Source organism: Streptomyces sp. NPDC001507 (genome assembly GCF_042894765.1).
Taxonomy (GTDB): Bacteria; Actinomycetota; Actinomycetes; order Streptomycetales; family Streptomycetaceae; genus Streptomyces.
This window is the reverse complement of the sequence record NZ_JBIAVV010000002.1, coordinates 733,377-759,081: the sequence shown is the minus strand read 5'-3', so window position 1 is coordinate 759,081 and position 25,705 is coordinate 733,377. Positions and strand designations below refer to the sequence as shown.

General features: G+C 70.2%; 19 protein-coding genes and 1 pseudogene. 5 read left to right on the top strand and 15 right to left on the bottom strand.

Annotated features, from left to right (window positions below):
* Window positions 1-33 precede the first annotated feature (33 nt).
* The 3 genes from ACFY0K_RS09560 to ACFY0K_RS09550 all read right to left on the bottom strand — a co-directional run bounded on the left by ACFY0K_RS09560 (window position 34) and on the right by ACFY0K_RS09550 (window position 2,629).
* Window positions 34-1,140, bottom strand: coding sequence for an amidohydrolase family protein (locus ACFY0K_RS09560; RefSeq protein ID WP_390639325.1), 1,107 nt, complete (start codon window positions 1,138-1,140; stop codon window positions 34-36).
* 141 nt (window positions 1,141-1,281) lie between these two features.
* Entirely contained in the window at window positions 1,282-1,617 is a 336-nt protein-coding gene (locus tag ACFY0K_RS09555; protein ID WP_351958408.1) for a hypothetical protein, read from the bottom strand.
* Between the two features lie 58 nt (window positions 1,618-1,675).
* Window positions 1,676-2,629, bottom strand: a complete 954-nt coding sequence (locus tag ACFY0K_RS09550) for a heme o synthase (protein ID WP_351958407.1) — start codon at window positions 2,627-2,629, stop codon at window positions 1,676-1,678.
* Window positions 2,630-3,007: 378 nt separating this feature from the next.
* On the opposite strand from ACFY0K_RS09550, the gene tkt reads away from it, so the two are divergent.
* From tkt to pgl, 5 genes are read left to right on the top strand one after another with little or no spacing between them, the layout of a single operon-like run.
* On the top strand, window positions 3,008-5,095 hold the full coding sequence (gene tkt / locus ACFY0K_RS09545) for a transketolase (protein ID WP_390639324.1): 2,088 nt from the start codon (window positions 3,008-3,010) through the stop codon (window positions 5,093-5,095).
* A 33-nt stretch (window positions 5,096-5,128) separates the two neighbouring features.
* Complete coding sequence (gene tal / locus ACFY0K_RS09540; protein WP_390639323.1) at window positions 5,129-6,247, top strand: transaldolase; 1,119 nt, start codon at window positions 5,129-5,131, stop codon at window positions 6,245-6,247.
* 5 nt (window positions 6,248-6,252) lie between these two features.
* Complete coding sequence (zwf, locus tag ACFY0K_RS09535; RefSeq protein WP_351958404.1) at window positions 6,253-7,776, top strand: glucose-6-phosphate dehydrogenase; 1,524 nt, start codon at window positions 6,253-6,255, stop codon at window positions 7,774-7,776.
* A complete protein-coding gene (opcA, locus tag ACFY0K_RS09530; protein ID WP_390639322.1) occupies window positions 7,773-8,870 on the top strand; it encodes a glucose-6-phosphate dehydrogenase assembly protein OpcA in 1,098 nt (365 codons plus the stop codon). The genes zwf and opcA overlap by 4 nt, the downstream gene beginning before the upstream one ends.
* On the top strand, window positions 8,867-9,649 hold the full coding sequence (gene pgl / locus ACFY0K_RS09525) for a 6-phosphogluconolactonase (RefSeq protein ID WP_351958402.1): 783 nt from the start codon (window positions 8,867-8,869) through the stop codon (window positions 9,647-9,649). Before opcA ends, pgl begins: the two co-directional genes overlap by 4 nt.
* 72 nt (window positions 9,650-9,721) lie before the next feature.
* Here pgl and pgi read toward each other — a convergent pair whose 3' ends face one another.
* From pgi to uvrC, 12 genes and pseudogenes are all read right to left on the bottom strand, one after another.
* Window positions 9,722-11,374: a glucose-6-phosphate isomerase gene (gene pgi / locus ACFY0K_RS09520; protein WP_388597343.1), complete on the bottom strand. Its 1,653-nt coding sequence runs from the start codon at window positions 11,372-11,374 to the stop codon at window positions 9,722-9,724.
* A 71-nt stretch (window positions 11,375-11,445) separates the two neighbouring features.
* Window positions 11,446-12,173: pseudogene (locus tag ACFY0K_RS09515) on the bottom strand (MFS transporter).
* A gap of 171 nt (window positions 12,174-12,344) precedes the next feature.
* Window positions 12,345-12,680, bottom strand: a complete 336-nt coding sequence (locus ACFY0K_RS09510) for an RNA polymerase-binding protein RbpA (RefSeq protein WP_003976875.1) — start codon at window positions 12,678-12,680, stop codon at window positions 12,345-12,347.
* Between the two features lie 210 nt (window positions 12,681-12,890).
* Window positions 12,891-13,121, bottom strand: a complete 231-nt coding sequence (secG, locus tag ACFY0K_RS09505) for a preprotein translocase subunit SecG (RefSeq protein WP_177233337.1) — start codon at window positions 13,119-13,121, stop codon at window positions 12,891-12,893.
* A 130-nt stretch (window positions 13,122-13,251) separates the two neighbouring features.
* Entirely contained in the window at window positions 13,252-14,028 is a 777-nt protein-coding gene (gene tpiA, locus ACFY0K_RS09500) for a triose-phosphate isomerase (RefSeq protein WP_390639321.1), read from the bottom strand.
* A gap of 5 nt (window positions 14,029-14,033) precedes the next feature.
* The gene (locus tag ACFY0K_RS09495) at window positions 14,034-15,245 is read right to left on the bottom strand and encodes a phosphoglycerate kinase (protein ID WP_390639320.1); all 1,212 of its coding nucleotides are present in this window, start codon (window positions 15,243-15,245) and stop codon (window positions 14,034-14,036) included.
* A gap of 151 nt (window positions 15,246-15,396) precedes the next feature.
* The gene (gap, locus tag ACFY0K_RS09490) at window positions 15,397-16,407 is read right to left on the bottom strand and encodes a type I glyceraldehyde-3-phosphate dehydrogenase (RefSeq protein WP_351705280.1); all 1,011 of its coding nucleotides are present in this window, start codon (window positions 16,405-16,407) and stop codon (window positions 15,397-15,399) included.
* Between the two features lie 274 nt (window positions 16,408-16,681).
* On the bottom strand, window positions 16,682-19,636 hold the full coding sequence (locus ACFY0K_RS09485; protein ID WP_390639319.1) for a M14 family zinc carboxypeptidase: 2,955 nt from the start codon (window positions 19,634-19,636) through the stop codon (window positions 16,682-16,684).
* Between the two features lie 167 nt (window positions 19,637-19,803).
* On the bottom strand, window positions 19,804-20,793 hold the full coding sequence (gene whiA, locus ACFY0K_RS09480; RefSeq protein ID WP_061919442.1) for a DNA-binding protein WhiA: 990 nt from the start codon (window positions 20,791-20,793) through the stop codon (window positions 19,804-19,806).
* Complete coding sequence (yvcK, locus tag ACFY0K_RS09475; protein ID WP_093504485.1) at window positions 20,784-21,851, bottom strand: uridine diphosphate-N-acetylglucosamine-binding protein YvcK; 1,068 nt, start codon at window positions 21,849-21,851, stop codon at window positions 20,784-20,786. Before yvcK ends, whiA begins: the two co-directional genes overlap by 10 nt.
* Window positions 21,848-22,894 (bottom strand): RNase adapter RapZ, encoded by a 1,047-nt coding sequence (gene rapZ / locus ACFY0K_RS09470; protein ID WP_390639318.1) that lies wholly within the window; start codon window positions 22,892-22,894, stop codon window positions 21,848-21,850. Before rapZ ends, yvcK begins: the two co-directional genes overlap by 4 nt.
* Window positions 22,891-25,053 (bottom strand): excinuclease ABC subunit UvrC, encoded by a 2,163-nt coding sequence (gene uvrC / locus ACFY0K_RS09465; protein ID WP_390639317.1) that lies wholly within the window; start codon window positions 25,051-25,053, stop codon window positions 22,891-22,893. The genes rapZ and uvrC overlap by 4 nt, the downstream gene beginning before the upstream one ends.
* Between the last annotated feature and the right edge of the window lie 652 nt (window positions 25,054-25,705).

Genomic DNA, 25,705 nt, shown 5'->3' with positions numbered 1-25,705 from the left:
TCTGGACAGCTCACCCCGGCCCGTACGTCCGCTTCACTCCAGCCCGTACACCCGTTGCGCGTTGCCCGCCGCGATCAGCCTGGCCACGCGCTGGGCGTCGCCGAGCGACCAGGCGTCCTCGGCGACCCAGGTGCCGAGGACCCTGGCGAGGGACTCGCGGAAGAGGCGGGCGCCGACCACGTGCAGCTCGGGCAGGCCGTGGGCGCCGCTGGAGAAGAGGATCTTGCCGAAGGGGGCCAGTTCCAGGATCTCGGCGAGGATCGTCGCGGCGCGGGCGCCGGTGCGCACCAGGGCCGCGCCCGAGTCGGCGTACACGTGCGGGAAGACGCCGGCGAGGTGGGCGGCGTGACGGTGGTAGGGGTAGCCGTGCAGCAGGACCAGGTCGGTGCCGAGGCCGGCGGTGGCCCGCACGAAGTCGGTGAGCAGGACCGGGTCGGTGCGGTCGATCCGGGCGCCGGGCTCACCGAGGCCGGCGTGCAGCTGGAGCGGGAGACCGGAGGCCACGGCGATCCAGAGCAGGTGACGCAGCAGGACCGGGTCGGCCAGCTCGCCGCCGACCCGGCGTCCCGCGAGCCAGCGGCCGGCCGCGCCTCGCACCTCACCGGGGCCGGGGGGTTCGGGGGCCAGGGCCAGGCCGTGCCGGAGACCGGCGACGGAGGTGAAGGCGACCGCGTTCGCCGCCGCGCCGTGCACCGATTCGGCGAGGTTGGCGAGGAACGACTCGACGGTGCCGGAGGTGTCGGCGACCTGTTCGGCGAGGAGTTCCAGGCGGACGATCTCGCGGGCCGCGGCGGCGCCGGTCGAGGCCATCTCGGCGGGGCCGGTGAGGTCGCCGGGCAGGCCGGTGTCGACGAGGTAGGTGGTGATGCCGGTGCCGCGCAGGAGACGGCGGCCGGCCTCCAGGACGCCGAGTTCGCGGCGCCGGGCCAGGTAGCGGGCCGGTGCGCAGTGGGGTTCCAGGCCGAGGAGCGGCGGGCACCAGCGCCGTACCGCGAAACCGGTCTGGGTGTCGAAGAGGGTGGTGCCGGCGGCCGGGGGGCCTTCGGTGCGGGCGAGCTGGGCCTCGAAGGTGCCGAGGCCCAGTTCCGTACGGAGGACACCGTGGCAGTACTGGTCCACCAGGTTCGGCGTCTCGATCATCCGGGCTCCCGTGTGGACGGCTGCATGTCCGTCTTAACGGGTGAACGGGGACAGAGGTCGCGGTGTGGGGTCGTTCTTCGACCGCGGGCCGGTGGGGGCTTGTCGCGCAGTTCCCCGCGCCCCCAAAAGGGGGCGCGTTGTTCAGCCGCCGATCTGGATGCCCGCCATGCGCTTCCACTCGTACGGACCCGTCGTCACCTTCGCCGCGAACTCGCCGTCGAAGGACTCGTGGACGGTGATGCCGGACTTGGCGACGGCCTGCTCGGCGATCTCGTACGTCGGGGCCACCAGGTCGCCCCAGCCGCCGTCCTCGCCGACGAGGACGATGCGGGCGCCGCGTTCGCCGATGTAGGCCACCTGGCCCTCGGCGCCGCCGTGGGCCTTGGCGAAGGCGCCGATCCGCTTGGCGAGGCGCGCGACCTTGCGCTCGGCCTGCTGGTCAGCCTTCTGCGTGTCAACCTGCTGCGTGTCTGCCATGCACAGGATGCTACTCACGAGTAGATCCACTGGCGAGGGCAGGGCGGTGTGACCTGTGTCAGCGCAGGAAGGGGTCGACCGCCACGGCCACGAAGAGCAGCGACACATAGGTGATCGACCAGTGGAAGAGCCGCATCTCCTTGAGCTTGCCGCTCGTCACCTCGGCCTTCGCGCGGTTCTGCAGCGCGTGCGCCTCCCACAGCCACCAGCCGCCCGCCGCCAGCGCGACCAGGGTGTAGAACCAGCCGGTGTAGCCGAGGGGGGTGAGGAGCAGTGAGACGGCGACCATCACCCAGCTGTAGATGACGATCTGTTTGGCGACCACCTTGTTGGAGGCGATGACCGGCAGCATCGGCACGCCCACGCGCGCGTAGTCGTCCTTCACCTTCATGGAGAGCGGCCAGTAGTGCGGCGGCGTCCAGAAGAAGATGACCAGGAAGAGGATGAGCGGCGCCCAGGAGAGCGAGTCGGTGACGGCCGACCAGCCGATCAGCACCGGCATGCAGCCGGCGATGCCGCCCCACACGATGTTCTGCGCGGTACGCCGCTTGAGGATCATCGTGTAGACGACGACGTAGAAGAGCAGCGCTCCGAGTGACAGCCAGGCACTCAGCCAGTTGACGGTGAGACCGAACAGCAGGGTGGAGCCGACCGCCAGGGTGATGCCGAAGGCGAGGCACTCGCGCGGGCTCACCATGCCGGTCACCAGCGGACGCTGCGAGGTCCGGTCCATCAGCGCGTCGATGTCCCGGTCGATGTACATGTTCAGCGCGTTCGCGCCGCCCGCCGAGAGGTACCCGCCGACGCAGGTGAGCAGCACCAGCGTCAGGTCGGGCACGCCCTGCTGCGCCAGGAACATCACCGGAACGGTGGTGATGAGCAGCAGCTCGATGATCCGTGGCTTGGTCAGCGCCACGAAAGCTTTGACACGGGCCCCGAACGGCCGGTGGCTCGGGCTCTTGCTCGCACCGAGCACCCCCGCTGGACGGGATTCGACGGCCGTCACGCACACCCCTGACAGAGACTCCCAGCGAGCCCCGCCGTGTGAACTCACGGTAAAGGCTCGCGCGTACCACGCCACTTTAGACGTTGCCCATACCCCGACCTTCGCGGGGGTGGGGTCGTGTTGGCGGGCGGCTCGGGAGAGGGGTGGGGCGGCTCGATTGAGCAGTCAGATGAGCGGTTCCGTATTCATGTGCCGAATGCCTTCTCGGCCAGTCGGGAGGCGGATCCCCGAGAGTCCCGGCAGTCTGGAAACACTCGAAAAAATGCACGTCCTTACGGGGGTAGGCTCGACAACGGCCGGTGGGCACCCAGTGCACCGGCAGCCGGTGCGGGCACGTGCCCGGGGACCGGTAACCGAACATGTGGAGAGGAGCCCTGACCCAGGGTGAGCACCAAGCCGACCACCACAGACCTCGACTGGACCGAGTTGGACCAGCGGGCCGTAGACACCGCCCGCGTCCTGGCCGCCGATGCCGTACAGAAGGTCGGCAACGGCCATCCGGGTACGGCGATGAGCCTGGCGCCGGCCGCGTACACCCTCTTCCAGAAGGTGATGCGGCACGACCCGTCCGACCCCGACTGGGTGGGCCGCGACCGCTTCGTACTGTCCGCCGGTCACTCGTCGCTGACCCTCTACACGCAGCTCTACCTGGCCGGCTTCGGTCTGGAGCTGGAAGACCTCGAAGCCTTCCGCACCTGGGGCTCGAAGACCCCCGGTCACCCGGAGTACGGCCACACCAAGGGCGTGGAGACCACCACGGGTCCGCTGGGCCAGGGTGTCGCCAACGCGGTGGGCATGGCCATGGCCTCCCGGTACGAGCGCGGTCTGTTCGACCCGGACGCGCCGCAGGGCGAGTCGCCGTTCGACCACTTCATCTACTGCATCGCCGGTGACGGCTGCCTCCAGGAGGGCATCTCCGCCGAGGCGTCCTCGATGGCCGGCCACCAGAAGCTCGGCAACCTGGTCCTGCTGTGGGACGACAACCACATCTCGATCGAGGGCGACACCGAGACCGCCGTCTCCGAGGACACCGTCAAGCGGTACGAGGCGTACGGCTGGCACGTGCAGCGGATCGCCCCGAAGCCGGACGGCGACCTGGACCCGCACGCCATCTACAACGCGATCGAGGCCGCGAAGAAGGTGACGGACAAGCCGTCCTTCATCGCGATGCGCTCGATCATCGCCTGGCCCGCCCCGAACGCGCAGAACACCGAGGCCGCGCACGGCTCGGCGCTGGGCGACGACGAGGTCGCGGCCACCAAGCGCGTCCTCGGCTTCGACCCGGAGAAGAGCTTCGACGTCGCCGAGGAGGTCCTCGCCCACACCCGGCAGGCCGGCGAGCGCGGCGCGGCCGCCAAGGCCGAGTGGGAGAAGTCGTTCCAGCAGTGGCGCGACAACAACGCCGAGCGGGCCGCCGACTTCGACCGCATCTCCGCGGCCGAGCTGCCCAAGGGCTGGGAGGAGAAGATCCCGGTCTTCGAGCCCGGCAAGGGTGTCGCCACCCGTGCGGCCTCCGGCAAGGTGCTCCAGGCGCTCGGCGCGGTCATCCCCGAGCTGTGGGGCGGTTCCGCCGACCTCGCCGGGTCGAACAACACGACCATCGACAAGGACAGCTCGTTCCTGCCGGCGGACAACCCGCTGCCGGGCGCGAACCCCTACGGGCGCACCATCCACTTCGGTATCCGCGAGCACTCCATGGCCGCGGAGATGAACGGCATCACCCTGCACGGCAACACCCGTGTCTACGGCGGTACGTTCCTCGTCTTCTCCGACTACATGCGCAACGCCGTCCGTCTCTCGGCGCTGATGCACCTGCCGGTGACGTACGTGTGGACCCACGACTCCATCGGCCTCGGCGAGGACGGCCCCACCCACCAGCCGGTCGAGCACCTCGCCTCGCTGCGCGCCATCCCGGGCCTGAACGTGGTCCGCCCGGCCGACGCCAACGAGACCGCCATCGCCTGGCGCGAGATCCTCCGCCGCTACACGAAGGTCTTCGGCAAGGGCGCCCCGCACGGCCTGGCGCTGACCCGTCAGGGCGTGCCGGTGTACGAGCCCAACGAGGACACGGTCAAGGGCGGTTACGTCCTGTTCGAGGCGTCCGGCGGGACCCCCGAGGTCATCCTCATCGCGACCGGCTCCGAGGTGCACGTCGCCGTCGAGGCGCGCGAGCAGCTGGAGGCCGACGGCGTGCCCACGCGCGTCGTGTCCATGCCGTGCGTGGAGTGGTTCGAGGAGCAGGACCAGGGGTACCGGGACAGCGTCCTGCCGCCGTCCGTCAAGGCGCGGGTGTCGGTCGAGGCGGGTATCGGCCTCACCTGGCACAAGTACGTCGGGGAGGCCGGCCGCATCGTTTCCCTGGAGCACTTCGGTGCTTCCGCCGACGGCAAGGTGCTCTTCCGCGAGTTCGGCTTCACTGCCGAGAACGTGGCCGCCAAGGCCCGGGAATCCATCGCCGCCGCGCAGCGCTGACGCTCATATACGACACGTAGGAGATGTAATTCCATGACAGACGCACTCAAGCGCCTCTCCGACGAAGGCGTCGCGATCTGGCTGGACGACCTGTCGCGCAAGCGGATCACGTCCGGCAACCTCGCCGAGCTGATCGACCAGCAGCACGTCGTGGGCGTCACCACCAACCCGACGATCTTCCAGAAGGCGATCTCGCAGGGCGACGGCTACGACCAGCAGGTCTCGGACCTCGCCGCCCGCAAGGTGACCGTCGAAGAGGCCATCCGCATGATCACCACGGCGGACGTCCGCGACGCCGCCGACATCCTGCGCCCGGTGTTCGACGCGACCGACGGCCAGGACGGCCGCGTGTCGATCGAGGTCGACCCGCGTCTGGCGCACAACACCAAGGCGACGGTCGCCGAGGCCAAGCAGCTGGCCTGGCTGGTGGACCGCCCCAACACGCTCATCAAGATCCCGGCCACCGAGGCGGGTCTGCCGGCGATCGCCGAGGTCATCGGCCTCGGCATCAGCGTCAACGTCACGCTGATCTTCTCCCTCGAGCGTTACCGCAAGGTCATGGACGCCTACCTGACCGGCCTGGAGAAGGCCAAGGAGCGCGGCCTGGACCTGTCGCTCATCCGTTCGGTGGCGTCGTTCTTCGTGTCCCGGGTGGACACCGAGATCGACAAGCGCCTCAACGAGGTGGGCACCGACGAGGCCAAGGCGCTGCGCGGCAAGGCCGCCATCGCCAACGCCCGGCTCGCCTACCAGGCCTACGAGGAGGTCTTCTCCTCCGACCGCTGGCAGGCGCTGGAGAACGCGGGCGCCCGCAAGCAGCGTCCGCTGTGGGCCTCCACCGGCGTGAAGGACCCGGCGTACAAGGACACCATGTACGTCGACGAGCTGGTGGCGCCGAACACGGTGAACACCATGCCGGAGGCCACCCTCTTCGCGGTCGAGGACCACGGCGAGATCACCGGCGACACGATCACCGGCACGTACGAGCAGGCCCGCGCCGACCTCGACGCCGTCGAGGCGCTCGGGATCTCGTACGACGACGTGGTCCGGGTTCTGGAGGACGAGGGCGTCGAGAAGTTCGAGGCGTCCTGGAACGACCTGCTCAAGTCGACCCAGGCGGAGCTGGAGCGCCTGGCCCCCTCGGAGGGCTGAGAACCTTGTCAAGCAGCAATCCGCTGCGTGACCCCGCAGACCGACGGCTCCCGCGTATCGCGGGGCCGTCGGGCCTGGTCATCTTCGGCGTCACGGGCGACCTCTCCCGTAAGAAGCTCATGCCTGCCGTCTACGACCTCGCCAACCGGGGTCTGCTGCCGCCGGGCTTCTCCCTGGTCGGCTTCGCCCGCCGCGAGTGGGCCAACGAGGACTTCGCCGCCGAGGTCCACGACGCCGTCAAGGAACACGCCCGCACCCCGTTCCGCGAGGAGGTCTGGCAGCAGCTCATCCAGGGGATGCGCTTCGTCCAGGGCACCTTCGACGACGACGACGCGTTCGAGCGCCTGCGCTCCACCATCGAGGAGCTGGACAAGGCGCAGGGGACGGGCGGCAACTTCGCCTTCTACCTCTCCGTCCCGCCGCGCTCCTTCCCGGTGGTCATCCAGCAGCTGAAGAAGCACGGCCTGGCCGACCAGTCCGGCGGCTCCTGGCGGCGCGCGGTCATCGAGAAGCCCTTCGGCCACGACCTGAAGTCGGCTGAGGAGCTCAACAAGGTCGTGCACGAGGTGTTCGAACCGGACCAGGTGTTCCGGATCGACCACTACCTCGGCAAGGAGACCGTCCAGAACATCCTGGCGCTGCGTTTCGCCAACACGATGTACGAGCCGATCTGGAACCGGTCCTTCGTGGACCACATCCAGATCACCATGGCCGAGGACATCGGCATCGGCGGCCGGGCCGGCTACTACGACGGCATCGGCTCGGCCCGTGACGTCATCCAGAACCACCTGCTCCAGCTCATGGCGCTGACCGCCATGGAGGAGCCGGCCTCCTTCGACGCGGACGCGCTCGCCGCGGAGAAGGAGAAGGTGCTCGGCGCCGTACGGCTGCCGAAGGACCTCGGCAGGTCGACCGTGCGCGGCCAGTACGCGGCCGGCTGGCAGGGCGGCGAGAAGGTCATCGGCTACCTCGAAGAGGACGGCATCGACTCCAGGTCGAAGACCGACACGTACGCGGCCGTGAAGCTGGAGATCGACAACCGCCGCTGGGCGGGCGTCCCCTTCTACCTGCGCACCGGCAAGCGCCTCGGCCGCCGCGTCACCGAGATCGCGGTGGTCTTCCAGCGGGCCCCGCACTCCCCCTTCGACCAGACGGCCACCGAGGAACTCGGGCAGAACGCGATCGTCATCCGCGTCCAGCCCGACGAGGGCGTCACCGTCCGCTTCGGCTCCAAGGTGCCCGGCACCTCGATGGAGATCCGGGACGTGTCGATGGACTTCGCCTACGGCGAGTCCTTCACCGAGTCCTCGCCGGAGGCGTACGAGCGGCTGATCCTGGACGTGCTGCTCGGCGACGCCAACCTCTTCCCGCGCACGGAGGAGGTCGAGCTGTCCTGGAAGATCCTCGACCCGATCGAGGAGTACTGGGACACGCACGGCAGGCCCGCCCAGTACAAGTCCGGCACCTGGGGCCCCGCCGAGGCCGACGAGATGCTGGCACGAGACGGACGGAGCTGGCGCCGCCCATGAAGATAGACCTCACGGACACCACGGCCGGCAAGGTCAACAAAGCGCTGGTGCGGGGCCGCCGGGCCATCGGCACGCCCGCCGTGGGCATGGTGCTCACCCTCGTCATCGTCACCGACGAGGAGAACGCCTACGACGCCCTCAAGGCCGCCGAGGAGGCCTCGCACGAGCACCCCTCGCGCACCCTGGTCGTCATCAAGCGCGTCTCCCGCTCCCCCCGCGACCGCACCGCGTCCCGCCTGGACGCCGAGGTCCGGGTGGGCGCGGACGCGGGCTCCGGCGAGACGGTGATCCTGCGGCTGCACGGCGAGGTCGCCGACCACGCCGACTCGGTCGTGCTGCCGCTGCTGCTCCCCGACGCCCCGGTCGTCGTCTGGTGGCCGGTCAACGCCCCGCTCGACCCGGCGAAGGACCCCCTCGGCGCCCTCGCCCAGCGCCGGGTCACCGACACCTACTCCTCCGAACAGCCGGTACGGGAACTGTCCGCCCGCGCGGACGCCTACACCCCCGGCGACACCGACCTGTCCTGGACCCGGATCACCCCCTGGCGCTCGATGCTGGCGGCGGCCCTGGACCAGGTGGTCTGCGAGGTCAAGGCGGTCGAGGTGGAGGGCGAGGAGTTCAACCCGAGCTGCGAGCTGCTGGCGATGTGGCTCGCGGACCGGCTGGACGTCCCCGTCAAGCGCTCCCTCTCGGCCGGCCCCGGCCTGACCGCGGTCCGCCTCGCCACCAGCGAGGGCGCGATCGCGCTCGACCGCGCGGACGGCTCCCTCGCGACGCTCTCGATCGACGGCCAGCCGGACCGTGCGGTGGCGCTGAAGCGGCGCGACACGGCGGAGCTGATCGCGGAGGAACTGCGCCGGCTCGACCCGGACGACACCTACGCGTCGGCGCTGCGGTTCGGTGTGGAGCGCCTGAACGCGCCGGCCACCCCGGCCACGGAACCGGTACCGGAGGCTTCGGCTCCCGAGGTCTCCCCCAAAGGAGAACCGGTCACCCACCCGGCAGCAGCCCCCGAGCCCACTGCCGAGGCTCCCACGACAGAAGCGGCACCGCAGGAAAGGCCGCCGCTGAAGAAGAGGGCGAAGGCGACATGAGCACTCCCCAGCTGGTCGTGCACCGCGACAAGGAGCTGATGGCGCAGGCCGCCGCGGCCCGTCTGATCACGAAGATCGTGGACGCCCAGGCCTCCAGGGGCGAGGCGTCCGTGGTCCTCACGGGCGGCCGCAACGGCAACGGCCTGCTGGCGGCCCTGGCCGCGGCCCCGGCCCGGGACGCCATCGACTGGGGCCGGCTCGACCTCTGGTGGGGCGACGAGCGCTTCCTGCCCGAGGGCGACCCGGAGCGCAACGTCACCCAGGCCCGTGAGGCCCTGCTCGACCAGGTCCCGGTGGACCCGAAGCGCGTGCACGCCATGCCCGCGTCGGACGGCCCCTGGGGCACGGACGTGGACGCGGCCGCCGAGGCCTACGCGGCGGAGCTGGCCGCCGCGGCCGACCCCGAGAACCACGGTCCGGTGCCGACCTTCGACGTCCTGATGCTGGGCGTCGGCCCGGACACCCACGTGGCCTCGCTCTTCCCTGAGCTGCCCGCGGTCCGCGAGACGGAACGCACGGTGGTCGGCGTCCACGGCGCCCCCAAGCCCCCGCCGACCCGTGTCTCCCTCACCCTCCCCGCCATCCGCTCGGCCCGCGAGGTCTGGCTGCTGGCGGCGGGCGAGGACAAGGCCGAGGCCGTCGCCATCGCCCTCTCCGGCGCCGGCGAGATCCAGGCCCCGGCAGCGGGCGCCCAGGGCCGCCAGCGCACCCTGTGGCTCCTGGACTCGACGGCAGCCTCCCAGCTGCCGCGGTCGCTGTATCCGCCGGCTTCTGCGTGACGGAGCCCGCAAGGCGCTGCTGGAAGAACCCGTACGGCCACCGCGGCCGTACGGGTTCTTCCATGACCGGGCCTACCGCCCGCGCAGCTCCCGGTACTTGGCGACCAGCGCTGTCGTGGACGCGTCCAGGCCGGGTACCTCCGCGCCCTCCGTCAGCGCGGGCTCGATGCGCTTGGCGAGCACCTTGCCCAGCTCCACGCCCCACTGGTCGAAGGAGTCGATGTTCCAGACGGCGCCCTGGGTGAAGACCTTGTGCTCGTACAACGCCACCAGCTGGCCCAGGACCGACGGGGTGAGTTCCTTCGCGAGGATCGTCGTGGTGGGGTGGTTGCCCTTGAAGGTGCGGTGCGGGACCTGAGCCTCGGGGACGCCCTCCGCGCGGACCTCGTCGGCCGTCTTGCCGAAGGCCAGTGCCTGGGTCTGGGCGAAGAAGTTCGCCATCAGCAGGTCGTGCTGGGCCTTGAGTTCACCGCTCAGCTCGGCGACGGGCTCGGCGAAGCCGATGAAGTCCGCCGGGATCAGCTTGGTGCCCTGGTGGATCAGCTGGTAGTACGCGTGCTGCCCGTTGGTGCCCGGCGTGCCCCACACCACCGGACCGGTCTGCCAGTCGACCTCCTTGCCGTCGCGCGCCACGTACTTGCCGTTGGACTCCATGTCCAGCTGCTGCAGGTAGGCGGTGAACTTGGACAGGTAGTGGCTGTACGGCAGCACCGCGTGCGACTGGGCGTCGTGGAAGTTGTTGTACCAGATGCCCAACAGGCCCAGAAGAAGGGGCACGTTGGACTCGGCGGGGGCGGTGCGGAAGTGCTCGTCGACCAGGTGGAAGCCGTCCAGCATCTCGCGGAAGCGGTCCGGGCCGATGGCGATCATCAGGGAGAGGCCGATCGCCGAGTCGTAGGAGTAGCGGCCGCCGACCCAGTCCCAGAACTCGAACATGTTGGCCGTGTCGATGCCGAAGTCCGACACCTTCTCGGAGTTCGTGGAGAGGGCCACGAAGTGCTTGGCGACCGCTTCCTGACCGGCCTTCAGCTCGCCGAGGAGCCAGTTGCGGGCGGAGGTGGCGTTGGTGATCGTCTCGATGGTGGTGAAGGTCTTCGAGGCGATGATGAAGAGCGTCTCGGCCGCGTCCAGGTCGCGGGTGGCCTCGTGCAGGTCGGCGCCGTCGACGTTGGAGACGAAGCGGACCGTGAGGTCGCGGTCGGTGAAGCTGCGCAGCACCTCGTAGGCCATCGCCGGGCCGAGGTCGGAGCCGCCGATGCCGACGTTGACGACGTTCCTGATGCGCTTGCCGGTGTGGCCGGTCCAGGCACCGGAGCGGACGCGGTCGGCGAAGTCGCTCATCTTGTCCAGGACCGCGTGCACCTGCGGCACCACGTTCTCGCCGTCGACCTCGATCACCGCGTCGCGCGGGGCGCGCAGGGCGGTGTGCAGGACCGCGCGGTCCTCGGTGACGTTGATCTTCTCGCCGCGGAACATGGCGTCCCGCAGGCCGAAGACGTCGGTGGCGGCGGCCAGCTCGCGCAGCAGCCGCAGCGTCTCGTCGTTGACCAGGTGCTTCGAGTAGTCGATGTGGAGGTCGCCGACCTGGAGGGTGTAGCCCGTGCCGCGTCCGGGGTCGGCGGCGAACAGGTCCCGCAGATGGGTCTCGGCGAGCTCCTCGCGGTGCTTGGCGAGCGCGGTCCACTCGGGCGTCTGGTTGAGCCTGGTACGGCCGTCTGCGTTCATTCCGACTTCAGCCTTCTTCCTTGCACCTGTCCTGTTGCGTGCCTGTGCCGCTGCCGTTCCAACCTAGTTGATCAGCTCCGGGCACGGCCTGCCGTCGCGCCGTCCCGCGGCGCAACAACAGGTACGTCCGGCTTGCGCACCGGTGTCAACGAGGTGACGGCAAGGCCGAAGAGGACGGCGGCCGGCAGCGCTGGTGCGTTCAGGCCGTAGGCTCCCGCGACGGCTCCGCCGAGGAGTGCGCCGAGCGGCGCGGCGGAGGTGGAGGAGGTGCGGAAGGCGGCGGCGATCCGGCCGGTCATCGACCCGGGCGCCCGTTGCTGCATCAGCGTGACCTGGTTGGCATTCCACACCATGTTCATCGCCCCGAGCAGCAGCATGCCGGCGACGAGCGCGCCGAGGTGCCGGACGGTATCCATCAGCAGCAGGGACGGCGTCTGGACCGTACCGGCGACCGGCAGGGCCGTGGCGGCGTTGTCGAAGAGCGTCTGCAGGGTGGTGAGCGCGAAGGCGAGCAGGAGCAGAAGCGGGATCGAGGCGTGACCGAGCGCCACGGCGAGTGCGAAGGCGGCGACGAGCAACCCTCGTACCGTGTCCACGGCCCACATCGCGCGCCGCTGGTCCACCCGGTCCGCGACGGCACCGCCGAGCAGGCCGAGGCCGAACAACGGCCACGGCGCATGGCCGCAGGCCGTCACGGAGGCGATGGCGAGCGGGTCGGCGGTCAGGCGCGCGGCCGGCAGGGGCAGCGCGGACGACCGTAAGCGTCCCCGAACCGGGAGACCGGGGCAGCCGTCCACAGCCGCCCGAAGCCCCCGCGCCACGCGGGTGCCCCCTCGCCCGTCGTCACCGCCGCCCCCTCACGGTTCGCCTGTGCACCAACCGTAGAGGGCACCACTGACAACGGGCCCGGGTCCGGGCCGCGGAGACAGTTCCGGCCAGGCGCCCGCAGGCTCCCGGCCGGTCCCAACTTCTAGATCTCGCCCCGCAGTTTGGCGAGCGCCTCGGCAAGGATCGCCTCGCCGTCCGCGTCGCTGCGCCGCTCCCGTACGTACGCGAGGTGCGTCTTGTACGGCTCGGTGCGCGGCGGGTCCGGCGGGTTGTCCCGGTCCTGACCGGCCGGGAAGCCGCAGCGCGGGCAGTCCCAGGTCTCGGGCACCTGCGCGTCGCTGGCGAAGCTGGGCTGCGTCTCGTGCCCGTTCGAGCACCAGAAGGAGATGCGCAGACGCGGCGCGGACTCGCCGCGCTCGGCCTCGCCCATCGGCCCCGCCCCGACCCGGCTACCTCGGATCGCGTTGCCACTTGCCACGGTCGTAACTCCCTGCGTGATGGTGCCGCGAAGCGAGTCGGCGTGTCGCTTCGTTGCGAGCGCCTCAGTCTACGTAAGGCCCAACGCGCGTCCAGTGGTGGGAGTTACCGCCCCAGCACCTAGACGCAAGCCCCATGATAGGCCGCGCTCAGGTGCGCGTACCGAACATGGGGCCCTACGTACAGATTGTGCGTGTGTGCTAGTCGCGGATCAGCTGTTCGTCTTCATCAGGATGCCGAGGACGATGATGCACGCGAGCCACAGCAGACCGATCACCAGGGTGATCCGGTCCAGGTTCCGCTCGGCGACCGAGGAACCGCCGACGGAGGACTGCATACCGCCACCGAACATGTCGGAGAGGCCGCCGCCCTTGCCCTTGTGCATCAGCACCAGCAGCATCAGCAGCAGGCTGAAGACGATCAGGGCGATCGAGAACCCCAAAACCACGGCTGGACCAACTCTCTCGGATGCGGATGAACGACTCTGGTGAACCACGGGGACAAGGCAGCTGACCGCCTTGTCCCCGCAAGGGTACGACGGATCGTCCCCGGGGCCTACTCGCTCACCCCGATCACTGATCGCGGAAGCGCACGATCTTGACGAATTCGTCCGCGTCCAGCGAGGCACCGCCCACCAGGGCGCCGTCGATGTCGGCCTGCGCCATGATCTCGGCCACGTTGCCGGCCTTGACGGAGCCGCCGTACTGGATGCGGACCTGGTCGGCCAGCTCCTGGCTGTACAGCTCGGCGAGCTTGGCGCGGATCGCGGCGCAGACCTCCTGGGCGTCCGCGGCGCCGCAGACCTTGCCGGTGCCGATGGCCCACACGGGCTCGTAGGCGATCACGACCGACTCGGCCTGCTCGGCCGGGAGGTCCTTGAGACCGCCCTCGACCTGGGCGAGGGTGTGGGAGACGTGGTTGCCCGCCTCGCGGACGTCCAGCTCCTCGCCGACGCACAGGATCGGGGTCAGACCGTGCTTGTAGGCGGCCTTGACCTTGGCGTTCACGAGCTCGTCGGTCTCGGCGTGGTACTGGCGGCGCTCGGAGTGGCCGACGACCACGTACGTGCACTTCAGCTTGGCCAGCATGGGGCCGGAGATCTCGCCGGTGTAGGCGCCGGAGTCGTGCGCCGAGACATCCTGGGCGCCGTACTTGATCTTGAGCTTGTCGCCGTCGACCAGGGTCTGCACGGAACGCAGGTCGGTGAAGGGCGGCAGGACGGCGACCTCGACGGCCTCGTAGTCCTTGTCGGCCAGGGCGAAGGCGAGCTTCTGGACGTGCGCGATGGCCTCGAGGTGGTTGAGGTTCATCTTCCAGTTGCCCGCCATGATCGGCGTGCGCGTGCTCATGTAGGTCAGTCCTCCAGTGCGGCGAGGCCGGGGAGCGTCTTGCCCTCGAGGTATTCGAGGGAGGCGCCGCCACCGGTCGAGATGTGTCCGAACGCGTTCTCGTCGAAGCCGAGGATGCGCACGGCGGCTGCGGAGTCCCCGCCGCCGACGACGGTGAAGCCCTTGGACTCGACGAGGGCCTGGGCGACCGCCCGGGTGCCCGCGGCGTAGTCGGGGTGCTCGAAGACGCCCATGGGGCCGTTCCAGAAGACGGTGGCGGCGTCGGCGAGCTTCGAGGCGTACAGCTTGCTGGTCTCCGGGCCGATGTCCAGACCCATCTGGCCGGCCGGCATGGCGTCCGCGGGGACGGTGCTGGGGTTGGTCGGGGTCTTGGCCGACAGGTCCGGGAAAGCGGGAGCGACCAGGGTGTCGACGGGCAGGACGATCTCCACGCCGGTCTTCTCGGCGCGCTCCAGGTACTCGGTGACGGTGGCGAGCTGGTCCTCCTGCAGGAGGGAGCTGCCGACCTCGTACCCCTTGGCCTTGAGGAAGGTGTAGACCATGCCGCCGCCGATGAGGATGCGGTCGGCCTTGCCGAGCAGCTGGTCGATGACGGCGAGCTTGTCGGAGACCTTGGCGCCGCCGAGCACGACGACGTAGGGCCGCTGGACGTCCTCGGTGAGCTTCTTCAGGACGCCGACCTCGGTGGCGATCAGGTAGCCGGCGTAGTGCGGCAGCCGGGCCGGGAGGTCGTAGACGGAGGCGTGCTTGCGGTGCACGGCGCCGAAGCCGTCGCCGACGTAGACGTCCGCGAGGGCGGCGAGCTGGTCGGCGAACTCGCCGCGCTCGGTGTCGTCCTTCGAGGTCTCGCCGGCGTTGAAGCGCAGGTTCTCGATGACCGCGACCTGGCCGGGCTGCAGGCCGTTGACCGCGTCGTGGGCGGCGGGGCCGACGGTGTCCTGGGCGAACGCGACCGGGGCGTCCAGTAGTTCACCGAGCCGCTCGGCGGCCTGGAGCAGGGAGAACTTCGGGTCCGGGGCACCCTTGGGGCGGCCCAGGTGCGAGGCGACGACCACCTTGGCGCCCGCGTCGGCGAGGGCCTTGACGGTGGGCAGGACGGCACGGATGCGGCCGTCGTCGGTGATGAGACCGTCCGCCATCGGCACGTTGAGGTCGGCACGGACGAAGACCCGCTTGCCGTCGACCCCTTCGGCGAGGAGTTCGTCGATCGTCTTCATGGTTGGGGACTCCTACAGGAGGGCTCTTGATCGTACGAGGACTGATCGAACCGTACGTCGTCGGGTCGATCCTTACGCGCGTCAGGGCCCGGGCGGCGCGACCGTGCGCTGCCCGAGCCCTGCTACCGCATCGTGGTGTCTGTTCGGCCGATCAGAGCTGTTCGCCGACGAAGACCGTGAGGTCGACGAGGCGGTTGGAGTAGCCCCACTCGTTGTCGTACCAGCCGAGGATCTTCACCGTGTTGCCCTCCTGGACCATGGTCAGGGAGGAGTCGAAGGTGCAGGAGGCCGGGTCGCCGACGATGTCCGAGGAGACGATCTCGTCCTCGGTGTACGCCAGGTAGCCCTTCAGGTCGCCGTCCTCGGCGGCCTTCTTGAACGCGGCGTTGACCTCGTCCTTGGTGACCTCGCGCTGCAGGGTCACGACCAGGTCGGTGGCGGAGCCGGTCGGGACCGGGACGCGCATGGCGATGCCGTCCAGCTTGCCCTTGAGCTGCGGGAGGACCAGCGCGGTGGCCTTGGCGGCACCGGTGGTGGTCGGGATGATGTTCTCCGCGGCGGCACGCGCGCGACGCAGGTCCTTGTGCGGGAAGTCCAGGATGCGCTGGTCGTTGGTGTACGCGTGCACCGTCGTCATCAGGCCCTTGACGATGCCGAAGTTCTCGTCGAGGACCTTCGCCATCGGCGCCACACAGTTGGTGGTGCAGGAGGCGTTGGAGATGACGTGGTGGTTGGCCGCGTCGTACTTGTCCTGGTTGACGCCCATGACGATGGTGATGTCCTCGTTCTTGGCCGGAGCCGAGATGAGGACCTTCTTGGCGCCGCCGGCGATGTGCTTGGCGGCGTCGTCCTTGTTGGTGAAGATGCCGGTCGACTCGATGACGATGTCGACGCCCAGGTCGCCCCACGGGATGTCGGCGGGGTTGCGCTCGGACAGCACCTTGATGGTGTGGCCGTCGACGGTGATCGTGTCGGCGGTGTGCGACACCTCGGCCTTGAGACGGCCCAGGATCGTGTCGTACTTCAGCAGGTGCGCGGTGGTCGCGGTGTCACCCAGGTCATTGACAGCCACGATCTCGATGTCAGCGCCCTGCTCCAGCAGCGCGCGGAAGTAGTTGCGACCGATACGACCGAAGCCGTTGATGCCTACGCGGATCGTCACGAACCGATCTCCTCGTTGGTACGCCGGCCATGCGGTGCCGGCGAGCTGTATTTGGGATGTCCCCGACCACCCATGACCCTACCCCCCTGAGGCTTCCGTGGTGACATCCAGATGCCCCATACACGGCGAGGCGGTCCGTACCCGCCAGTAGGGGTACGGACCGTCCCGGATCGATGGTCGGATCACGCCGATTTGTACCGGAATGCCGACCCGTATTCACCGCCGTTTCACTCGTTCGTGAGCGGGTCGGCTCACTTGTCGCGTGCCGTCGGCGTCAGTTGTCGAGTGCTGTCAACGCCTTCTTCACCAGAGCGGCACGATCGGCCGCGGAACTGACCTGTTCCAGGCCGAACCCGAGCAGCACCGTGCGGTCGGTGGTGACCGCTCCGTACGTCTTGAACAGCGCCCCGGTGCGCTCCCAGTCCTTGAGGACGGCCGGGCTGCCCGCGGGCGGTCCGCTGACGTTCCAGGGGCCGAGGGAGGTCTCGAAGCCCTCGGTCTCGGTGGCCGCGCCGCCGAGCACGAGCGAGGCGTCGTCGAGGAGGACGCCGTGCCCGCCGGTGCCCGGGTCGGTGATGTAGGCGATGGAGACCTCGACGGACTTCCCCGCGTAGGCGCTCAGGTCGAAGCTCACCGGCTGCCAGCCCGCCGAGCTGCCGGTGAAGCTGTTCCAGGAGCCGCTGGTGCCGCTCGCGGTGCACTGGCCGTCAGCGATGGTCAGGTAGTGCTTGAGCCACGGGTGCTCGGCGATCAGGAAGCCGGCCCCGCACTCGCTCGGTACGGCACTGCTGGTGGCTCCGCCCTTGTCCGGCAGGGTCGTCCAGTCGTCGGTGCCGACGACGTGCGCCTCGACGACCGCGTGGTCGTAGCCGGGTTCGGTGTCCCACAACAGCCTGGCGCCGAGGGTCGGCTGCTGGGACGCGGTGACACCGGTGAGGTCGATGGTGCGGGTGAGGCGCTTGTAGGAGTCGTCGGTGTGGACGGCCGCGGCCATGTACGACCCGGAGTACGGCCCGTACGGGTTGACGGTCCCGGCGAACTGGCCCGCACCCGCGCTGGCGAACTGCGGGTACGTGCCGGGCGAGAGCTCGTCGGAGGTGACCGCGTAGGTGCCGGCCTTGTCGAGCGGGTTGGCGGAGGTGCCGGTGAGGGCCCCGCTGAAGCCGTCCAGGGTGCCGGAGCCGGTGAAGCCGGTGGCTCCGGGCGTCGAGGTACGGGAGTAGGCGCCCAGGTAGTACTGGCTGAAGTCGTCCGACGGGGTGCCATCGGCGAGGTTCACGCTGCCGCCGGCCAGTTCGCCGGCCTCGACCAGCTTGCCGCCCTCGTTGAGGTAGGCGCGCAGCTGGAGCTGGGTGTCGTTGCCGGGGCCGCTGGTGCCCGAGTAGTGGACGACGTTCCTGAAGTGCTTCAGCACGCCGAGCGCGTCGGGCGCGCCCTGGGTGGCGACGTCCCAGACGACCGCCTTGTGCCCGGCCGCCTTCAGCGCGTCGACGTAGGTCTGCGCCTGGGTGGCCTTGGCGCCCTCCTCGGCGACCACCAGGGTGTCCGCCTTGGGCCGCTCGGCGACGGTGTACGTGAAGTGCGAGCTGGAGACCTTCTTGCCGCTCTTGGTCTCACCGGTGAACCACACCTCGACCTTGTCGCCCGGGTCGCCGTTCTTCACCTTGGCCCGGTACTCGTCGAAGTAGAGGTTGTCGGCACCGCCGTAGGTCTCGCCGCCCTTCCAGGCCTTGAGCGCCTTGTCCCGGGTACGGCCGCCATTGACGCGGTACTTGAGCTCCTTGTCGCGGATCGCCTTGCGGACGACGACCGAGACCTCCTGGTCGGCGCCGCGCGAGTACGAGGTGGAGAACGTCGCCGGGGTGAAGTCGGCGGCGCTCAGGCCGACCGAGGAGACCGGCTGGTCGGGGTGGGCGGCGGTCTCGGCGACGGAGAGCGCGAAGGGGATGTTCTTCTGGAACTCGTCCTGGATCAGCTTCTCGTCGTCCGGGAAGTTGAAGACCGACTGGCAGTCGGCGGCGTTCCAGGCGTCGTTCGGGTCGATGTTCGAGGCGGTCTGGCAGGTCGACATCTCGGGGGTGAACATCGCCATGCCGTTGACGTTCGACGCGTGCCCGTCCGCCTCGCCGTTGGTGGTGTACAGCTCCGAGGAGACCTGCGAGTGGTAGCCGGGGATCGCCGGGTTGTCCGGGGTGCCGGCGAGCGCCTTGTAGAGGACGTCGTCCGGGGTCGGGGTGGCCACCTGCCAGCCGACGCCGTAGAGGAGGAGCTCGGCGGCGGAGTGGTAGTTGATGCCGTACGTGAACCCGATCCGCTTCTCGAAGCCGTCCAGCGCCCTGGTCTCGGGCTCGGACTCGGGGCTCGCGCCGCGGTAGGTCTCGCTGGTGGGGTTGGGGGACGAACCCTCGTCGTCGTAGCCCCACTTGTAGCCGAAGTTGCGGTTGAGGTCGACGCCGTCGCCGGTGGAGATGACCCCGTCGCCGTTGACGTCCCGCAGGTTCTTGCGCCACAGGCGGGTGCCGGAGTTCTTGAAGGTGTAGTCGTAGCCGTCGGGGTTGGCGGACAGCACGAACCACAGCTCGGTCGAGTCGACGATCTTCTTGATGCGCTGGTTCGTGCTGTAGTTGTCCAGGTAGTAGTGCATCAGCCGGCGGGTCATCTCCGGTGTGATCCACTCGCGCGCGTGCTGGTTGGAGACGTACAGCACGGAGGGCTTGGAGCCGTCCTTCGACTTCTTCGCGCCCTTGGTCAGTTTGAGCGCGAGGATGTCCTGCCCGTTCACCGTCTTGCCGATGGACTCGACCTTGGTGAGGCCGGGGTTGGCCTGGGCGGTCGCGAGGATCTCCTGTTCGAGGCCGCCGGTGCCGCTGTACGGGCGGAACACGCCCTGGGAGGCGTCCTCGACCCGCAGCTCGGCCTTGGCCGACACCTTGTGCTCGGTGAGGTCGACGCCCTGCTCGGCCAGCTTCTTCGCCTGCCGGTCGGTGAGGTACAGCTCGACTTCCGTCTTACCGGATCCGGAGACCTGGTCGCCGAGTTCGTTGCCGTCCTGCCCGGCTTCGAGCAGAAGGGGAATCTGTTTCCTGGTGACGTCGGCGTGGAAGACCTTGACCTGGTCGGGGTCGGGCTTCGGGGAACTCCCGGTCTGCGCCTGCGCCATGGGTGCGAGTGCGGCCGAGCCGATCAGGAGCGCGCCGACAGCGAGGATCGATCTCGCTCTGTGTCTCATGAACCCCCCTAGCAGTGGTTCGCCACGGCGGCGAACTCCTGCCAGGCTCATGACACTTCATGATCCAGTCAAGGGCGACTCACGGACAGCTGACGGTGGCTTAAAAACCACGCAAATGGCGGTGCCGACGACCGTACGGCCGTCGGCACCGGCGAGGTGACGGATCCTCAGCCTGCAAGGTTGTCGGCCAGCTCCTCGGAGAGGTTGGCCTCGGTGCCCGGGATGCCCAGGTCGGACGCACGCTTGTCGGCCATCGCGAGCAGCCGGCGGATCCGGCCCGCGACGGCGTCCTTGGTGAGCGGCGGGTCGGCGAGCGCGCCCAGCTCCTCCAGGGAGGCCTGCTTGTGCTCCATGCGCAGCCGGCCGGCCGCCGCGAGGTGCTCGGGCACCTCCTCGCCGAGGATCTCCAGGGCCCGCTGGACCCTGGCTCCGGCCGCGACGGCGGCGCGGGCGGAGCGGCGCAGGTTGGCGTCGTCGAAGTTGGCGAGGCGGTTCGCGGTGGCGCGGACCTCGCGGCGCATCCGGCGCTCCTCCCAGGCCAGCACCGACTCGTGCGCGCCGAGGCGGGTCAGCAGGGCGCCGATCGCGTCACCGTCACGGACGACCACCCGGTCCACCCCGCGCACCTCACGGGCCTTCGCGGCGATGGACAGCCGGCGGGCGGCGCCGACCAGCGCAAGCGCGGCCTCCGGACCCGGGCAGGTCACCTCCAGGGAGGAGGAGCGGCCGGGCTCGGTCAGCGAGCCGTGCGCCAGGAAGGCGCCGCGCCAGGCCGCCTCGGCGTCACAGGTGGCCCCGGAGACGACCTGCGGGGGCAGGCCCCGGATCGGCCGGCCCCGGCCGTCCACCAGGCCGGTCTGGCGGGCCAGCTGGTCGCCGCCGGCCACCACCCGCACGACGTACCGGGAGCCGCGGCGCAGTCCGCCGGGCGCCATCACGATCAGCTCGGAGCTGTGGCCGAAGATCTCCAGGATGTCCCGCTTCAGGCGCCGGGCCGCCATCGCGGTGTCCAGCTCCGCCTCGATCACGATGCGCCCGCTCACCAGGTGGAGGCCGCCCGCGAACCGCAGAATGGCGGAGACCTCCGCCTTCCGGCAGCAGGTCCGGGTGACGGGTAGCCGGGAGATCTCGTCCTTCACCGCTGCCGTCATCGCCATGGGCCGATCCTTCCATGCATCCGAAAAATACGGTCGTACGCGGCGGCCAACAGCTCCGGGTCGTGCCGGGGTGAACCGTCGGTCCGGGCCACGGGGCTCAGCTCGACCGCGGCTCCCAGCCGCTTGGCGGCCTCGGTGAGCGAGTCGCGGTCGGGCACGGCGGCCTCGTCGGCCAGCACCACGTCCAGGGCGAGTTTAGGGGCGTGTCGCCCCAAAACCTCCAAATGACGCTGCGGTGAGAAGCCTTCGGTTTCTCCCGGCTGCGGTGCCAGGTTCAGCGAGAGGACCTTGCGGGCCTTGGTCTCGGTGAGCGCGTCCAGCAGATCGGGAACGAGCAGGTGCGGGATCACCGACGAGAACCAGGAGCCGGGGCCGAGCACCACCCAGTCCGCGTCCAGGACGGCCGCCACCGCCTCCGGCACGGCCGGCGGGTCGTGCGGCACCAGGTGCACGGACTGCACCTCGCCGGGCGTGAGCGCCACGGTGGCCTGCCCGCGGACCAGGTCCACCTCCTCGGGCCGCTCCGGATCGTGCCCCTTGACCAGGGCCTGCAGCTCCAGCGGCACGGCGGACATCGGCAGCACGCGCCCGTGCGCGCCGAGCAGCCTGCCCACCAGGTCCAGGGCCTGGACGTGGTCGCCGAGCTGCTCCCACAGGGCGACGATCAGCAGATTGCCGACCGCGTGCTCGTGCAGGTCGCCCTTGGACTGGAAGCGGTGCTGGATGACCCGGGCCCAGGTCTGCCCCCAGTCGTCGTCACCGCACAGGGCGGCCAAAGCCTTGCGAAGATCACCCGGCGGGAGCACACCCAGCTCGTCGCGCAGGCGACCGCTGGAGCCGCCGTCGTCGGCCACGGTGACGACGGCGGTGAGGTCCCCGGTGATCCGCCGCAGGGCGGCGAGCGAGGCGGACAGGCCCATGCCGCCGCCCAGGGCGACCACCTTGGGCTGGGCACCGCGGCGGCGTGGCCGGGCACCGCGGGCCTCGACGGGACGGCCCGCGCGGGACTCGGGCACCATCCGGCGCAGCCTGCTCAGCCGTGGACTGCGCTCGGTCACTCGCGCCCCATGTCCCGGTGCACGACTACGGTCTCCACTCCCTCGGCGGCCAGGCGGGCGGCGAGCTTCTCGGACACGGCGACCGAGCGGTGCTTGCCGCCCGTGCAGCCGATGGCGATCGTCACGTACCGCTTGCCCTCGCGCCGGTACCCTGCCGCGATCAGCCGCAGCAGCTCGGCGTACCGGTCGAGGAACTCCTTGGCGCCCGGCTGGTTGAAGACGTACGCCGAGACCTCCTCGTTGAGGCCGGTGTACGGGCGCAGCTCCGGCACCCAGTGCGGGTTGGGCAGGAACCGCATGTCGGCGACCAGGTCGGCGTCGACCGGCAGGCCGTACTTGAAGCCGAACGACATCACGGTTGCCCGCAGCTCGGGCTCCTCCTCGCCGGCGAACTGGGCGTCCATCTTGGCGCGCAGCTCGTGCACGTTGAGGCTGGAGGTGTCGATCACCAGGTCGGCGTCGCCGCGCAGCTCGCGCAGCAGCTCCCGCTCGGCGGCGATGCCGTCCACGATCCGGCCGTCGCCCTGGAGGGGGTGCGGACGGCGCACCGACTCGAAGCGGCGGACCAGCGCGTCGTCGGAGGACTCCAGGAAGACGATCCGCCGGGTCACGCCCCGGCTGTCGAGGTCGGCGAGGGACTCGCGCAGGTTGTCGAAGAAGCGCCGGCCGCGCACGTCGACCACGACCGCGATCCGCGCCACGTTGCCCTGGGAGCGGGCGCCCAGCTCGACCATGGTGGGGATGAGGGCCGGCGGGAGGTTGTCCACGACGAACCAGCCGAGGTCCTCCAGGCACTTGGCCGCCGTGGAACGGCCGGCTCCCGACATCCCGGAGATGATCACCAGCTCGGGAATGGCCGCCTCGGGCACCCCGGTGGCGGTGGCGTCCGTACTCACTTCTGCTCCGTTTTCCTGGCCCGCTTCGGCTTGCGCTTCCTGCGGCTGATCCTGGCGCGCCTCGCTGTGCGTTTCCTGGGGCTCGCCCTGCGTTTCGCTGAACGCCGGATCTCGCTGTGCTGTGGGCTGTGCGTCGCGCTCGGTCATCTCTCCTGGCCCCGTCGATCGTCCGGGGCGCCCGCGGGTACGGGCTCCCCCGAGGCGTCCGCCGTCGTCTCGGGCGCCTCGTCTTCCCTGTCATCCATGATCTCTCCGGTCGCCGTGTTCACGGCGGGTGCGGCCGGGGCCGCCTGGGCGAGGGCCACGGCGATGGTCTCGGCCGTCTTGCGGCCTATCCCGGGCACTTCCTGGATCTGCTCGATTGTGGCGGACCGCAGCTTCTTCACCGAGCCGAAATGCTTGATCAACGCCTGTTTTCGGGTCTCGCCCAGCCCCGGTACGTCGTCCAGAGGGCTGGAACGGAAGCGCTTGGCCCGTTTGGTGCGCTGGTAGGTGATGGCGAAGCGGTGCGCCTCGTCCCGCATGCGCTGGAGCAGGTAGAGGCCCTCGCTGGTGCGGGGCAGGACCACCGGGTCCTCGTCCTCGGGCAGCCAGACCTCTTCGAGCCGCTTGGCGAGGCCGCAGACGGCGATGTCGTCGATACCGAGCTCGTCGAGCGCCCGCTTGGCAGCGGCGACCTGCGGCCGGCCGCCGTCGACGACCACGAGCTGGGGCGGGTAGGCGAACTTCCTGGGACGGCCGTCCTCGTCCTTGAAACCGTTGACGGGGGCGGCGTCGCGGCCGGGTGCGGTGCCGGGGGGTGCGGGGGTGCCGGGGGGTGTGGGGGTACCGGGGGCCGTCGCCGCGGTGTCGCCGGACTCCGTGAGGGCGCCCTCGGCTTCGTCCTCCACCCACTCGCCGGTCCGCTCCTTGTCCGCGAGGTAGCGGCGGAAGCGGCGGGTGATCACCTCGTGCATGGAACGCACGTCGTCCTGGCCGGCGAAACCCTTGATCTGGAAGCGGCGGTACTCGCTCTTGCGCTGCAGGCCGTCCTCGAAGACGACCATGGAGGCCACGACGTCGTCGCCCTGCAGGTGCGAGATGTCGTAGCACTCGATGCGCAGCGGGGCGCTGTCCAGGTCCAGGGCGTCGGCGATCTCCTCCAGCGCGCGCGAACGCGTGGTGAGGTCGGAGGCGCGCTTGGTCTTGTGCAGGGCGAGCGACTGCTGGGCGTTGCGCTGCACGGTCTCCATCAGGGCCTTCTTGTCGCCGCGCTGCGGGATGCGCAGCGAGACGTTCGACCCGCGACGGTCGGTGAGCCATTCCTGGACCGGCTCGAACGGCTCGGGCAGGGCCGGGACCAGCACCTCCTTGGGGACGGCGTCTCCGGTCTCCTCGCCGTAGAGCTGCTGGAGGGCGTGCTCGACGAGGGCCCCGGTGGTGACGTCCTCCACCTTGTCCGTCACCCAGCCACGCTGGCCGCGCACGCGGCCCCCGCGCACGTGGAAGATCTGGACGGCCGCCTCCAGCTCGTCCTCCGCGACCGCGATGAGGTCGGCGTCGGTCGCGTCGGCGAGCACGACCGCGCTCTTCTCCATGGCCTTCTTCAGCGCCTCGATGTCGTCGCGCAGCCGGGCGGCCCGCTCGTACTCCATCTCCTCTGCGGCCTCCGTCATCTGCTGCTCCAGACGGCGGAGGTAGGTGCCGGTGCGGCCGGCCATGAAGTCGCAGAACTCCTCGGCCAGTTCGCGGTGCTCCTCCGGCGCGATCCGGCCGACGCAGGGGGCCGAGCACTTGCCGATGTAGCCGAGCAGGCAGGGGCGGCCGGTGCGGGCGGCGTTCTTGAACACCCCGGCCGAGCAGGTGCGCACCGGGAACACGCGCAGCAGCAGGTCGACGGTGTCCCGGATCGCCCACGCGTGGCCGTACGGCCCGAAGTAGCGCACGCCCTTCTTCTTGTGACCGCGCATCACCTGGACCCGCGGAAACTCCTCGTTCATCGTCACCGCGAGGTAGGGGTAGCTCTTGTCGTCGCGGTACTTCACGTTGAACCGGGGGTCGTACTCCTTGATCCAGGAGTACTCCAGCTGGAGCGCCTCGACCTCCGTGGACACCACGGTCCACTCCACGGACGCCGCGGTGGTGACCATCGTCCGGGTGCGGGGGTGCAGGCTCGCCAGGTCCTGGAAGTAGTTCGCCAGGCGCTGGCGCAGGCTCTTCGCCTTTCCGACGTAGATCACCCGGCGGTGCTCGTCACGGAACCTGTACACCCCGGGAGTGTCCGGGATCTGTCCCGACTTGGGGCGGTAGCTGGAGGGGTCGGCCATGTCTCACACCCTACTGGCGAGCACCGACACCGCGACGAGCCTGTGGACAACCGCCGGCAGGGCAGGCGGGGCGGCCGGGGGGGCGCCTGGGACACCGGAGACAGGGCCGACGGGAGAGGGAGGCCGAGCCTACGGGCCACGGAGGGGCAGCAGGCCTGCCAGGGCTTTCGGACGCCCGGCCGGGAGGACGCCGGGGATTCCGCGACCGGGGCGCGCAGGGGCCCACCGGCGGGAGGTGGGATCGCGGAGGAACGGCGACGCACTACCGGAGGCCGGTGCGGGGCTCCGCGCCTCCGGGTGAACGCAGCGGGCAGCCGGCCCCCGCGGCCTCCCGCTCGCTGCCTCTGCCCACCCGGCGGGCGGATCGCGGAATCGGACACCTCGGCGACCTCGCGAGTGGTTCCGGCGTGCCGCGGACAAAGACCCGGCGCGCGACCGGTCCGGCGCGGCTCGGCCGCTCGTGGCGGATCTTGCTCCGCTTCCTCCCCAAATCGACCCCTCATCCACGAACGATCTCCGGCCTCCTGGCCGAGAGCGGCCCGGCCACGCCCGCACCCTCCCGCCGGTGGAAGGGGTCGCGCCCCGGCCAGGTGGGCGCCCCGGACCGGCCGAAGGTGTTGTCGGGGATTGGTCAACACGCTTCAATGCGGGG